The following is a 12,351-nucleotide window of genomic DNA, read 5'->3' as shown; positions in this document are numbered from 1 at the left end:
GCCGGTCAGTTCACACGCTCGAACACCGCCGCAAGCCCCTGCCCGCCGCCGATGCACATGGTCTCAAGGCCGTAGCGAGCCTCGCGCCGGTCCATCTCGCGCAGCAACGTCGCAAGGATGCGCCCGCCGGTCGCGCCGACCGGGTGGCCGAGCGAGATGCCGGAGCCGTGGACGTTGAGCCGCGCATAGTCATCGTCCGTGAACCCCATCGCCTTGGTGCAGGCCAGCACCTGCGCGGCGAATGCCTCATTCAGCTCGATCAGGTCGAGATCCTTGAGCGTCAGCCCGGCGCGCTTCAGCGCTTTCTCCGTGGACGGAACAGGGCCGATGCCCATGACCGCCGGGCCAACCCCGGCAACTGCCCAGGAGACCAGCCGCGCCATCGGCTTCAGGCCGTACTGGTCAGCCATCTCGCGCGTCATCACGAGGCAGGCCGAGGCGCCATCATTCTGGCCGCTCGCGTTGCCCGCCGTGACCGTGGCATCGGGATCCTGCTTGGCGCGGATGGCGCGCAGCTTGCCGAGCACCTCCACCGTGGAATCCGCACGCGGATGTTCGTCCTTCGTCACCACCGTATCGCCCTTCCGGCCGGGCACGGTCACCGGGATGATCTCCTCGTCGAACACGCCGCTCTTCTGCGCCGCCACCGCCTTCGCGTGCGAGGCAGCTGCAAACTCGTCCTGCTGCGCGCGAGAAATCTGATAATCGCGCCGAAGGTTTTCGGCCGTCTCCAGCATGCCGCCCGGCACCGGGAAGTTCTTGCCGCCCGCTGTCAGGCGGCCGGTGATCAGGCCGTCATTGACGGTCATGTTGCCCTGGCCGAGGCCCCAGCGCCAGTTGGTGGAGTAGAACGGCGCATTGCTCATCGACTCGGCGCCGCCCGCGATCACGCAGTCCATCGCGCCGGTCGCAACCTGCATCGTCGCATTGATGATCGCCTGCAGGCCGGAGCCGCAGCGCCGGTCGATCTGCATGCCGCTGACTTCGATCGGCAGGCCGGCATCGAGCGCCACGACGCGGCCGAGCGCCGGCGCGTCCATCGAAGGATAGCACTGCGCGAAGATCACATCGTCGACCTTATCCTTCGGCAGCTTCGTGCGCTCCATCAGGCCCGACACGACCGCCGCGCCCAGCACATGCGCCTGCACGTCCCGGTAGGACCCGCCAAAGCCGCCCACGGCCGTCCGCACCGGTTCACAGATCACGACATCGCGCATGGTAGTCTCCTCTCGGGTTTGCGGGGATGGTGATAGGACGGGCGGGCGCCTGCGCGCAACGCCTAACCCGTCATGCCGTTACGGCATAGGTGTTACGCAGGCCCGGCAGGCTGACGTATCTGCGCGGACAGCCTACATGGGCAGTGGACGCGCTGGCGCGCTCCAAAGGAGTGCCTGATGATTGCCCCCCTCTTCGTTTCCCACGGCTCGCCGACGCTGCTGTTCGACGACGTGCCGGCGCGCGACTTCCTCCGCGAGCTCGGCCGCACCTTGCCGCCCCCCAAGGCGGTCCTCGTCGTCTCGGCGCATTGGGAGACGAATATCCCCGCGCTGAATGCGGTCGAGGTGAACGACACGATCCACGATTTCGGCGGCTTCCCCCAGATCCTGTTCGACCAGCGCTATCCTGCGCCCGGCGCGCCGGCGCTGGCGCAGCGGATTGCGGCACTGATCCGGGCGGCCGGCCTGCCCGCCGGCATCGACACTGCACGCGGGCTCGACCACGGCGCCTGGGTGCCGCTCAAACTGATGTATCCGGCGAACGACATTCCGGTGTTGCAGCTTTCGGTTCAGACCCACCTCGGCGTGGCGCACCATCTCAAGCTCGGCGAAGCGCTGCGTCCGCTCGCGGAGGAGGACGTGCTGATCCTCGCCAGCGGCAGCTTCACGCACGACCTGCGCTCTGTGTCCTGGCGCGGGCCGAACGAGGAACCTGACTGGGTGCGAGGCTTTGCGGACTGGATGGTCAAGGCGCTTGCCGAAGGCCGAACGGACGACCTTGTCGACTACCGCCGCCTCGCGCCGAACGCGGCGCGCAACCATCCGACCGAAGAACACATCCTGCCGCTGTTCGTCGCGCTCGGCGCCGGCGGAAGCGCCCATGCCGGACACCTCCACCAGTCGCTGACCTTCAGCGTACTGAGGATGGATGCTTACGAGTTTGCAGCCTGACGGTCGAAGCCCCTTCTCCCTTGGGTGAAAGGGTCCTGAAGGTCAGCCCTGCTGGTCGCGCCCGCGCGCCGTCACCTGCTTGCGCGCCTCTTCCACGGCTTCGGCAGAAACCGACGCCGAATGCTCGATGGAGCGCTTCACTTCTTCCTTCATCGCGGCGGCGAAGTTCATGCCGAAGCCGTCATCGATCAGCGCCTTGTACTTGCGCAGCAGCACCGGCTGCGTGCCGGTCATCTCCTGCGCGAGCTTCATCGCCGCCGGCACCAGTTCGTCGTGCGGGTAGACCCGGTTGACGAGGCCCCAGCGCTCGGCGGTGTGCGCATCGAGGAAGTTTCCGGTGAAGGACAACTCCTTGGCGCGGCTGATGCCGATCAGGCGCGAGAGCTTCTGCGACAGGCCCCAGCCCGGCACGATGCCGACGCGCGCATGCGTGTCGGCAAATTTCGCATGCTCCGAGGCCAGCAGCACATCGCACATCAGCGCCAGCTCGAAGCCGCCGGTGATCGCGAACCCGTTGATCGCGCCGATGATCGGCCAGGGATAGGCCTCCAGCGCGGCCAGCATGTTGATGGCTTTCGAATCCTCATCGGCGCCGAGCGCAAATCCGGTCTGGCCGGCTTCCTTCAGATCAATGCCCGCAGTGAAGGCCCGGCCCGCGCCGGTCAGCACGACCGCGCGGATGTCGGGGTCGTCCTTCAGCTCGGTGAACACTTTCACGATCTCGGCGCGCAGCGCGCGCGACAAGGCGTTCAGCGCATCGGCGCGGTTCAGCGTGACAAGGGCCACGGCGCCGTCGCGCTCGACTAGGACGATGGGTTCGGACATGGGCGGGCTCCTCTGGTTTCGGTCTCAGTCCTGATACCGCCCGGAAGCGTCCCGCGCCAAGCCTGACCTTGGGGAGGCTTCAGGCTGCCGGTTTGCGGACCATGCGGAACACCGCAATGCCCAGCGCCACCAGCGCAATCAGGGCGGCGAGATAGAACAGGTTGAACTTCAGCGGCGTGATCCACGCCTTCGGCTCCAGGAAATCACCTGCCCCCGCCAGTGTCAGGGCCTGCAGCGTGTTCTCCGTCAGGTCGACGATCATCACCGCAAAGGCGGGCACTGCGGCAAGCCGGCCCCACCGCCCGAAGAAGCGCAGCGCCATACCGGCAAAGAACAGGCCGTAGGCGAACGGATAGGCCGTATCGAGCAGCACCGTGATCCAGAAATGCGCTGTCCGCTGGCTCTCCGACAATCCGGCCACCAGCGCCCGGCTTGCTTCTGGATCCGACAGACGGTCGAGAAACTGCCCGCCTGCAGCCGGCGCCAGCACGACAAACCCGCCAGTGATGGCCAGCGTCAACACGAACAGCGTCCACAGCACCGGCGTGCGCGTGATCAGATTCATGGCATTTCCCCCCGCCGTCTTGCTGCGGCGGTTCAAGACTAGCGTCCGGCACACCCTCTTGTCGATGACCTGCTCGTCGCCGGGAACCGCCCGGAGCGTGCGCCATTAGTTCTGGGTCAAGACTGACAGAAGGGTCTGCCCATGCTCGATCATACCGGCTTTGTCGTCACCAATCTGGACGCGTCTCGAAAGTTCTACGACGCCGTCGCGAAGGCGCTCGGCCTGCAGACGGTCGACAATGGCGAGCACGGCTTCCTGCTCGGCAAGGGCCCGGAAGAGTATCCCTATCTGTGGATTGGAACCCTGCGTCCCTCCTACTGGAAGGAAGGCTCCCATGCCGGCGTCAACCAGTCCCATGTCGCCTTCCGAGCCAAGAACGAGGCGATGGTGCGCGCTTTCCACAAGGCCGCCATCGAAGCGGGCGGCACCGATTTCGGCGCACCGGGCCCGCGCGAGGGCCTGAAGGCGTATTTCGGCGCTTTCGTGCTTGATCCGGACGGGAACAATATCGAAGCCTGCTTTCGCAAGGACGGCTAGGCGACCACTTCGGGCTCGACGCCCAGCCGGCGTGCCAGCGCTTCCAGCTCGCCGCGCACCCGCGTCAGTGCCTCCACGTCCGTCGAACGGGCGACCAGCGCGACCCCGTGATCTTCGATCGATCCGTACCAGGGATAGGACCCGATCGCCACGTTCGCGTGTTCCTTGGCGATGGCACCGAGGCTCTCGGCCAAGTCCCCCTCGCGCAGGCCTTTGCCGCGCACGGTTACCTTGTGCACCACCGCGCCGGACTGCAGCCGCGGCCCGATGTCTTCCAGCATCGCGCGCGCAATCTGCGGCACGCCGGCCATCGTGAACACGTTCTCCATCTGGAATCCGGGCGCGCCCGACACGGGGTTTGCCACCAGGCTTGCGCCATGCGGCACGCGCGCCATCCGCCGGCGCGGCGCGGTGAATTCAGTGTTCATCGCGGCATAGCGCGCCGCCATGTCGCGGATCGCGTCCGGGTGTTCCGATATGCCGACCCCGAACGCCGCCGCGATGGCATCTGCCGTGATGTCATCATGGGTCGGGCCAATGCCGCCGGTAGTGAAGACATAGGTGTAGCGGGCACGCAGCGCATTCACGGCGGCAACGATCTCCGCCTCGATATCCGGCACCGTCCGGCACTCCATGACCGGGATGCCGAGCGGCTCCAGGAATTGCGCGACCTGTTGCAGGTTGATGTCGCGGGTGCGGCCGGAGAGCAGTTCATCGCCGATCAGAAGGACGGCGGCAGTCGGTTGTGAGCGTGTCATGGCGGTGAAATGGCACGACCCCGAGGTGTCGCCAAGCCGGAACGTAGAGGCATCTGGCGCTTTGATAGGACGTTCCCCTCCCACCGAAGAAAGGAAACCCGCGATGAAACGCACCGCCAAAGCCATCTGGAAAGGCAACCTGCGCGACGGAACCGGAACGCTCGACACCCAGAGCGGCGCCCTGCACTCGGCGCCCTATTCCTTCAAGGCGCGCTTCGAAGACGAAAGCGGCAAGGCTGGCACCAATCCCGAGGAACTGCTCGCCGCCGCCCATGCCGGATGTTTCACCATGCAGCTGTCGCACCTGCTGGCGGAAGCCGGCCATCCGGCGGACAAGCTGGAGACGAGCGCCGCCGTCTCGGTCGAACCCAAGGACGGCGGCGGCTTCAGGATCACCCGGAGCGACCTCACACTGACCGCCCACGTGCCGGGCATCCCCGAGGACGTGTTCGACGCCATCGCCGGCAAGGCAAAAACCGGCTGCCCGCTGTCGGTTGCGCTGCAATCCATCGAGATCACGCTGACTTCGACGCTCAATCCGGGCTGACCCGGGCCCCGGTCATTGCGCCGGGGTCAGAGCCTCATACACCATCCGGGCCGACGTCTCGCGCGCATCAAAGGGCGGGCCGCCTTGCCCGAAGCGCTGCACCATGCCGATGAAATAGAGATTGTTGACCGGGTCCACCCAGAACCAGGTGCCGGCCGCGCCGCCCCACATGAAAGCGCCATCCGGAAAGCCGTTGCCTGTCGCCGCGCCGTCTGTGACGACGCCGAAGTCGAGGCCGAACCCACCGCCCGCCGGGTCCGTGCCGGAAATGCCGTCATGTCCGACGAACACGTTCTCGGGCAGCACGTTGGTCGCCATCATCTTCACGGTTTCCGGCTTCAGGATCCGCACGCCGTCAAGCTCGCCGCCATTCGCGAGCATATGCGCGAACCGGTCATAGTCGCGCATCGTCGAGACCAGTCCGTGCCCTCCGAGTTCGGCGGCGACCGTGTCCTTGCGGAACTGGAAGGCCGGCATCGGCAGCGGCACAAACGCGAACTGTTCCGGGCTCCAGCCCCAGACATCCGAGAACCGGTCATAGTCGGCGTCGCGCACGTAGAAACCGGTATCGCCCATGCCGAGTGGGGCGAGCACACGCGCCTTCAGGGCATGGCTGAACCGCTCGCCGGTCAGCAGCTCGACAAGCCGGGCCTGCAGGTCGACGGATATCGAATAGGACCAGGTCGTGCCCGGCTCATACATCAGCGGAATGGTCGAAACCCGCGTGGCAAGCTCCGCAAGGTCGGGTGACTGGAACACCTGCTTGGCCTGGAACTGGTCGTTGACATAGTCGCCGCTGCGCAGGCCGTAGCCGAACCCTGCGGTGTGGCTCATCAGGTCGCGCACCGTGGCCACCCGGGCCGGCGTCTCGAGGATGGGCTGGCCGGCTGCATCGAGGCCCTTGAACACCTTCATTCCCTCGAATTCCGGGAAGTATTTCGTGATCGGGTCATCCAGCTGGAAAGCGCCCTCTTCCCACAGGGTCATCAGGGCGACCCCGGTCACCGGCTTCGACATCGAATAGATCCGCCAGATCGTGTCATCCTCGACCGGGGCCTCGTCCGCGGCGCGCCGGATGCCGGCTTTCATCTCGCTGACCACCTCGCCGTCCTTGACCAGCCGGGTGGCGATGCCCTGCACCGCGCCGTCATCGACATAGGCCTGCATCCGCGCTTCCAGCGCGGCGAGGCCCTCGGCGCTGAATGCGGGCTGCGGCGCGGCCTTCGCCGCCTCTACTGCGGGCGGGGCGACCGGCGCATGGCTGCAGGCCGCCATCATCAAGGCCGCCGCCAGCGCCCAACCCGTTCTGCTCGTCCGCATCATGCCTTCCCTCCGGTGATTTTCTGCCCCGTTAACTGGCAGCGACCGCTCGTTTCGGCAAGTTGGCGCACAAGAAGCAGTGGAATCCCCCGCCCCGACCTGCCATATTGCCAGCATGACCGACACAAACCTCCTCCTGCCCATGCGCACGGGCGAAATCCGCATCCACGATGCCGAAGGCTTCGAAGGCATGCGCCGCTCCGGCCGCCTCGTGGCGGAATGCCTCGACATGCTGGTGCCCGAAGTGAAACCGGGCGTGACGACCGAGTATCTTGACCGGCGCGTCTTCGAATTCGTGCACGACCATGGCGCGACCTCGGCCACGATCGGCTATCGCGGCTATCGCCATGCCTCGTGCATCTCGGTGAACCACGTCATCTGCCACGGCATCCCCGGCCCCAAGGCCCTCAAGGATGGCGACATCGCCAATATCGACGTGACGCTGATCATCGACGGCTGGCACGGCGACCATAGCCGGATGTACGGCGTCGGCGAAGTGAAGCGCAAGGCCGAGCGCCTGATGGAAGTGACCTACGAAGCGATGATGGCCGGCATTGCCCAGGTGAAGCCCGGCAACCGGTTCGGCGACATCGGCGGCGCGATCAGCGAAGTGGCCCGGCTCAACCGCTATTCGGTCGTCGACGATTTCTGCGGCCACGGGCTGGGCAAGCTCTTCCATGACGAGCCGAACGTCGTGCACTCCTCCGCCTACGGAACGGGACCGGAGCTGAAGCCCGGCATGTTCTTCACCATCGAACCGATGCTGAACCTCGGCCGCAAGGATGCCGCGATCTTGCCGGACGGCTGGACGGCCGTGACGCGCGACCGCCAGCTCTCGGCCCAGTTCGAACATTCGGTCGGCGTGACCGAAACCGGCGTCGAAATCTTCTCCGCCTCGCCCAAGGGCTGGCATGAGCCGCACAAGGTCCGCGCCGGATGAAATTCGCAGCCGTAGCGGCAGCCCTGCTGTTCGCCGCGGCCTGCTCCGGCGCGCCGGACGTGCCGGCTGTTCCACAGGCGGAAATCGAAGCCGCCGCCGCGCAGCTCGTCACCTACCCCCTTTCGCTCGATCCCGCCTGCCGGGGCGGGCGCCAGCGTGCCTATGACGAATGCTCCAACCAGCTGGACCTGTTCAATGCCGCCCTCGACCGCGCGAACGCGGAGGACAAGGCCTTGCTGGTGGTCATCGGCGCGGAGTGGTGTGGCTGGTGCCGCGCCTTCGACGCCCACCTCGACGGCGCCACGGGCCCCTATGACCGGCTGAACGCCAAGAAGCGCGGCGATGTCAGCCGGGCGGCGCTGGAACTCGTGACCTACACGGCCGGAAACTACGTCATCGTCCACATCGAGGACGAATACGCTCCGGGCACGGATGAGGTCGTCGCGGCGACTGAAGTGGGCGACAATTTCCAGCACTACTACCCGACGATCTTTTCGGTCACCCCGGACGGCAAGTTCGCTGCCAAGCTCGACCATCCCTATGTAAAGATCCAGCTCGGCGCGCCGCAGCCCTACCAGGGCTATGACCGCGCCCGCGTCCTCTCCGAACTGAAACGCCTGCGCAAGGCGGCGCGCGCAGCATGAGCGATGCCGCTGATCCCCCGCCCCACTGGCAGGGTCACCGGGAACGGCTGCGCACGAAGCTGCTGGCGCGGGGTGCGGGCGCGCTGGACGATTATGAAGTGCTCGAAGTGCTGCTGATGGCCTTCATTCCGCGCCGCGACGTGAAGCCGATTGCCAAGGCGCTGCAGGCAAGGTTCCGCAGCCTGTCGGCCATCCTCGCTGCGCCGGCCGAAGATCTCGTGAAGGTCGACGGGGTCGGCGAAACCGTCGCCGCCTATATCAGGGCGACTGCGGAGCTGAACTCCCGCGCGGGCCGCGAGACACTTCAGGGCCGCGAAGTCATTTCCTCCTGGACCGCGCTCGTCGGCTACGTGCAGCGCGAGATCCAGCACGAGAGCCGCGAGCAGTTCCGCGTGCTTTTCCTCGACCGGAAGAACCAGCTCCTCGTCGACGAGATCATGGGCCGCGGAACAGTGGATCATGCCCCGGTCTATCCGCGCGAGATCGCCCGGCGCGCCCTCGAAGTGCAGTGTTCCAGCCTGATCCTCGTTCACAACCATCCGTCCGGCGACCCGAAGCCCTCGCGCGCCGACATCGAGATCACGCGCGAGATCATCGACGTGCTGCAGCCGTTCGACATCACCGTCCACGACCACCTGATCGTCGGCACGTCCGGCGTCGTCAGCTTTCGCTCGGCCGGCCTGATCTGAGATCGATCCTGCGCGCGATGCCGATGCGCTCCAGGAAGGCCGCATCATGGCTGACCACCAGCAGCGCGCCGTCATAGGCGGAGAGGCCCGCCTCGACCGCTTCGAGCGAGGCGATGTCGAGATGGTTCGTCGGCTCATCGAGGATCAGGAGCTGCGGCGGCGAAAGCCCGCCGAGTACCGCCGCGAGGCCCGCGCGCAGCCGCTCTCCGCCGCTGAGCGAGGCCGCCCCCTGAAGCGCCGCCCCGGCCCGGAAACGGAAGCGTGCAAGCGCCGCCCGGCAGGCGTTTTCGTCCGCCTGCGGATTAAGACGCCGGAAGTTTTCGAGGATGGTCTGGGCCGGATCCAGCAGGCTGACATCCTGATCCAGCATCACCCAGGGCACATGCACACGCACCTCACCTGCGAAAGGCGCAAGCGCGCCCGTGATGACCTTCAGCAGCGTCGACTTGCCGGCCCCGTTCGGCCCGCTCACGGCGACGCGTTCCGGCCCGCGAATCTCGAAGCTGAGCCCGCGCAGCACCGGCGCTGACGGCGCATAGCCCGCCGACACATCGGCCAGCTTCAGCACGACCTTGCCGGGCGCCAGCCTCGAGGGCGGCACCGCCACCTTCATCTTCTCGAGCACTTCGATACGCGCCCGCGCCGCCGCTGCCGAGGCTTCCGCTTCGGCGACGAGGCGTTCGGAGAGGTTCTGCAGGTCACCGCTGGAGGCTTCGGCGCGCCGCTTCATGGCACCGAGCAGGATGCGCGGCGCGCCGCCCCGCGCGGCCTTGCGCTTGCCGGCGCCGTCGCGCCGGGCCTTGCGTTCGGCGGCGCGCTGCACCTTCTCCGCCGTCTCGTCCAGCTGGCGTTCGGCCTCTGCGAGATCCTGCCGGGCGGCGCCGAGCTCGAGCGCCTTGCGCGCCTCGAACGCGCTCCAGCCGCCGCCATAACGGGCCGCGCCCAGCGTCGTGAGTTCGACGATCGCGTCCATGCCTTCGAGCAATTCGCGGTCGTGGCTGACGACCAGCGCGCCGCCCTTCCATTCCGCCAGCATCTGCGCCACCGCCCGCCGGCCGTCGCGGTCGAGATTGTTGGTCGGCTCGTCGAGCAGCAGGAAATCCGGCGCGTCGAAAATCAGGGCAGCGAGGGCGGCGCGGGTGCGCTGACCGCCCGAGAGCGCCGAAAGCGGAGTGCCCGGCGCTGCTTCGAGCCCGGCGCGGGCGAGCGCCTCGGCGAGGCGCGCGTCCAGCGTCCAGTCGGCCGCGCCGAAGTCAGCCTCGCTGCCCTCGCCGGCTTCGATCCGGCTCAGGCAGGCAAGCGCGCCGGCGATTCCGAACAGGTCCGCCAGCGTTTCGTCCGGCGAAGGCGCCAGCACCTGACGCAGCACCCCGATCCCGCCGGTAACCGACACGGTCCCGGCGGCGGGCGCCGCCTCACCCGTGATCAGGCGAAGCAGCGTCGACTTGCCGACGCCGTTCTGGCCGACGAGACCAGTGCGTTCCTGATTGAAACTGAAATCAAGGTCTGAAAAAAGAACCCGGCCGTCAGGCAGCGCGAAGGTCAGGTGAGACAGGGTAATCGAGGCAGGCATGAGCATGGGTCTTCCGGCAAACTGATCCGAGGGCGGTCGATTTGCTGAAGTGATCCATGATGCAGGCTCTCCTGTTCCGGGCGTGCGACGGCGAGTTAAGCATACAAGCGGGCGGTTACAACTCCCGCCGGGGAAGAAAACCGGCCCGCGCCAACCTGACCTGACGATAAGACTTGCAGGGCGCAGCGGTCACGTTACCGTCCCGCAAAGATCAAGGCGCGCCGGCAGAAGCGCGTTTATCCCCTGGGAGGCGACGGACAATGACGGCCACTGCGGCTACGGCTGACAGCGCGAACGGACACATCACGGGTTTCGGCACCAAGGGGTACCGTTCCTATGTCCTGATCGCCCTGACGCTCATCTACACACTGAACTTCATTGACCGCACGGTCATCACGGTCGTCGCGCAGCCGATCATCAACACGTTCAACCTGACCGATGGCCAATGGGGCCTGCTGACCGGCCCGCCCTTCGCGCTGTTCTATGCGCTGATGGGAATCCCGATCGCGATGTGGGCCGACCGCGGCAACCGCGTCTTCATCATCGCGCTCTGCGTCATTGTCTGGTCGTTGATGACCGTGCTGTGCGGTCTCGCCGCCAGCTTCATCTGGCTGCTGCTGTTCCGCGTCGGCGTTGCAATCGGTGAAGCCGGCTGCACCCCGCCTGCCAACTCGATCATCACCGATTATTACCCGCCCAAGAGCCGCGCCAATGCCATCGGCATCTACTCGATGGGTGTCACGCTCGGCGGCGTCCTCGCCCAGCTGTTCGGCGGCACGATTGCCAGCATCAAGGGGCCCGACATGGGTGCCTGGCTCTCGTCCATCGGCCTCGGCGGCCTGTTCAGCGGCATCCAGTGGGAAACCGTCGAAGGCTGGCGCCTCGCCTTCGTGCTGATCGGCGCCCCCGGCATCCTCGTGGCGATCATCCTCTGGCTCACCGCCCGCGAGCCGCCGCGCGGCTTCTCCGATCCCAAGGGCACCGCGCCGGTCGAGAAGGCCGGCTTCTTCGAGGCGTTCCGGGAATTCGGCACCAAGCCGACCTTCTGGACCCTTTCGCTCGGCGCCGCCTTCGTGGCCTTCGTCGGCTATGGCCTGATCAGTTTCCAGGCGCCGTTCCTGATGCGTGTGCACGGCGTCAGCGTCCACGAGGCCGCCATCAACTACGGCGCCCCGCTGGCAGCGGTTGCCGCCTTCGGCACCTTCCTCGGCGGGTTCCTGTCCGAGAAGCTGTCGACGCGCTTTCCCTCAGTGGCCGCCTGGCTGCCGGGCGTTGGCCTGCTGATCGCCATTCCGGCTTACGTCCTCGCCTTCCGCAGCCCGACCCTCGGCTTTGCCTTCTGGATGTGGATCATCGCGGCGATCGCCCATTATGCTTACCTCGGCGCGCAGTACACCGTGTCGACCTCGATCGTCAGCCCGCGGTCGCGCGCCACCACCGTGTCGGTGATGCTGCTGATCATCAGCCTGATCGGCAACGGCATCGGCCCGCTGTTCACCGGCATGATGAGCAGCGCCTTCATGGGCGGCATCGTGAAGAAGGCGGGCCTCGAAGAAGCGTTCGCCAACTTCAATCCCGGCTGGTGCGCAGGCCGGATGGCCGAACTCGGCGAGACCGGCCCCGCGCTCTGCTCGGCCTATGCCGAGGGGCTGCGCCAGTCGATGGTGGCGACCGTGATGTTCTTCGTCATCGCCGCCGCCTTCTATTTCCTTGCTGCCCGAACCTACCAGAAAGATCGCTGGAGCCCCGCCACCTGATCCCATCCGCCTTTGCCTGACTGTCGTG

General features: G+C 66.7%; 13 protein-coding genes. 7 read left to right on the top strand and 6 right to left on the bottom strand.

What is annotated here, in order from left to right:
• Positions 1–5: 5 nt before the first annotated feature.
• The gene (locus IPK75_10780; GenBank protein ID MBK8198848.1) at positions 6–1,217 is read right to left on the bottom strand and encodes an acetyl-CoA C-acetyltransferase; all 1,212 of its coding nucleotides are present in this window, start codon (positions 1,215–1,217) and stop codon (positions 6–8) included.
• 177 nt (positions 1,218–1,394) lie between these two features.
• Here IPK75_10780 and IPK75_10775 point away from each other — a divergent pair, with 177 nt between their 5' ends.
• Positions 1,395–2,168: a dioxygenase gene (locus IPK75_10775; protein ID MBK8198847.1), complete on the top strand. Its 774-nt coding sequence runs from the start codon at positions 1,395–1,397 to the stop codon at positions 2,166–2,168.
• 42 nt (positions 2,169–2,210) lie between these two features.
• Here IPK75_10775 and IPK75_10770 read toward each other — a convergent pair whose 3' ends face one another.
• Together IPK75_10770 and IPK75_10765 are read right to left on the bottom strand one after the other, a co-directional pair.
• Positions 2,211–2,993, bottom strand: a complete 783-nt coding sequence (locus IPK75_10770; GenBank protein ID MBK8198846.1) for an enoyl-CoA hydratase — start codon at positions 2,991–2,993, stop codon at positions 2,211–2,213.
• A gap of 79 nt (positions 2,994–3,072) precedes the next feature.
• Entirely contained in the window at positions 3,073–3,558 is a 486-nt protein-coding gene (locus IPK75_10765) for a hypothetical protein (protein MBK8198845.1), read from the bottom strand.
• A gap of 141 nt (positions 3,559–3,699) precedes the next feature.
• Between IPK75_10765 and IPK75_10760 the strand changes: the two genes are divergently transcribed.
• Positions 3,700–4,095 carry a VOC family protein gene (locus IPK75_10760; GenBank protein ID MBK8198844.1) on the top strand — a complete coding sequence of 132 codons (396 nt, stop codon included), beginning with the start codon at positions 3,700–3,702 and terminating at the stop codon, positions 4,093–4,095.
• On the opposite strand, the gene IPK75_10755 is transcribed toward IPK75_10760, so the two are convergent.
• A complete protein-coding gene (locus tag IPK75_10755; protein ID MBK8198843.1) occupies positions 4,092–4,853 on the bottom strand; it encodes a competence/damage-inducible protein A in 762 nt (253 codons plus the stop codon). The two genes, IPK75_10760 and IPK75_10755, sit on opposite strands and share 4 nt — an antisense overlap.
• A 103-nt stretch (positions 4,854–4,956) precedes the next feature.
• On the opposite strand from IPK75_10755, the gene IPK75_10750 reads away from it, so the two are divergent.
• On the top strand, positions 4,957–5,400 hold the full coding sequence (locus tag IPK75_10750) for an OsmC family protein (protein ID MBK8198842.1): 444 nt from the start codon (positions 4,957–4,959) through the stop codon (positions 5,398–5,400).
• Between the two features lie 12 nt (positions 5,401–5,412).
• On the opposite strand, the gene IPK75_10745 is transcribed toward IPK75_10750, so the two are convergent.
• Complete coding sequence (locus IPK75_10745) at positions 5,413–6,723, bottom strand: beta-lactamase family protein (GenBank protein MBK8198841.1); 1,311 nt, start codon at positions 6,721–6,723, stop codon at positions 5,413–5,415.
• Between the two features lie 112 nt (positions 6,724–6,835).
• Between IPK75_10745 and map the strand changes: the two genes are divergently transcribed.
• Genes map through radC form a run of 3 tightly spaced genes read left to right on the top strand, consistent with a single transcriptional unit; the run spans position 6,836 to position 8,993 of the window.
• The gene (gene map, locus IPK75_10740) at positions 6,836–7,660 is read left to right on the top strand and encodes a type I methionyl aminopeptidase (protein MBK8198840.1); all 825 of its coding nucleotides are present in this window, start codon (positions 6,836–6,838) and stop codon (positions 7,658–7,660) included.
• On the top strand, positions 7,657–8,304 hold the full coding sequence (locus IPK75_10735) for a hypothetical protein (protein ID MBK8198839.1): 648 nt from the start codon (positions 7,657–7,659) through the stop codon (positions 8,302–8,304). Before map ends, IPK75_10735 begins: the two co-directional genes overlap by 4 nt.
• Entirely contained in the window at positions 8,301–8,993 is a 693-nt protein-coding gene (gene radC / locus IPK75_10730; protein ID MBK8198838.1) for a DNA repair protein RadC, read from the top strand. Before IPK75_10735 ends, radC begins: the two co-directional genes overlap by 4 nt.
• Here radC and IPK75_10725 read toward each other — a convergent pair.
• A complete protein-coding gene (locus IPK75_10725; protein MBK8198837.1) occupies positions 8,965–10,566 on the bottom strand; it encodes an ABC-F family ATP-binding cassette domain-containing protein in 1,602 nt (533 codons plus the stop codon). The two genes, radC and IPK75_10725, sit on opposite strands and share 29 nt — an antisense overlap.
• A gap of 260 nt (positions 10,567–10,826) precedes the next feature.
• Between IPK75_10725 and IPK75_10720 the strand changes: the two genes are divergently transcribed.
• Complete coding sequence (locus IPK75_10720) at positions 10,827–12,323, top strand: MFS transporter (GenBank protein ID MBK8198836.1); 1,497 nt, start codon at positions 10,827–10,829, stop codon at positions 12,321–12,323.
• Positions 12,324–12,351 lie beyond the last annotated feature (28 nt).

This window comes from Acidobacteriota bacterium, assembly GCA_016712445.1.
Lineage (GTDB): Bacteria > Pseudomonadota > Alphaproteobacteria > Caulobacterales > Hyphomonadaceae > Hyphomonas.
This window is presented reverse-complemented; position numbering and strand designations above follow the sequence as displayed.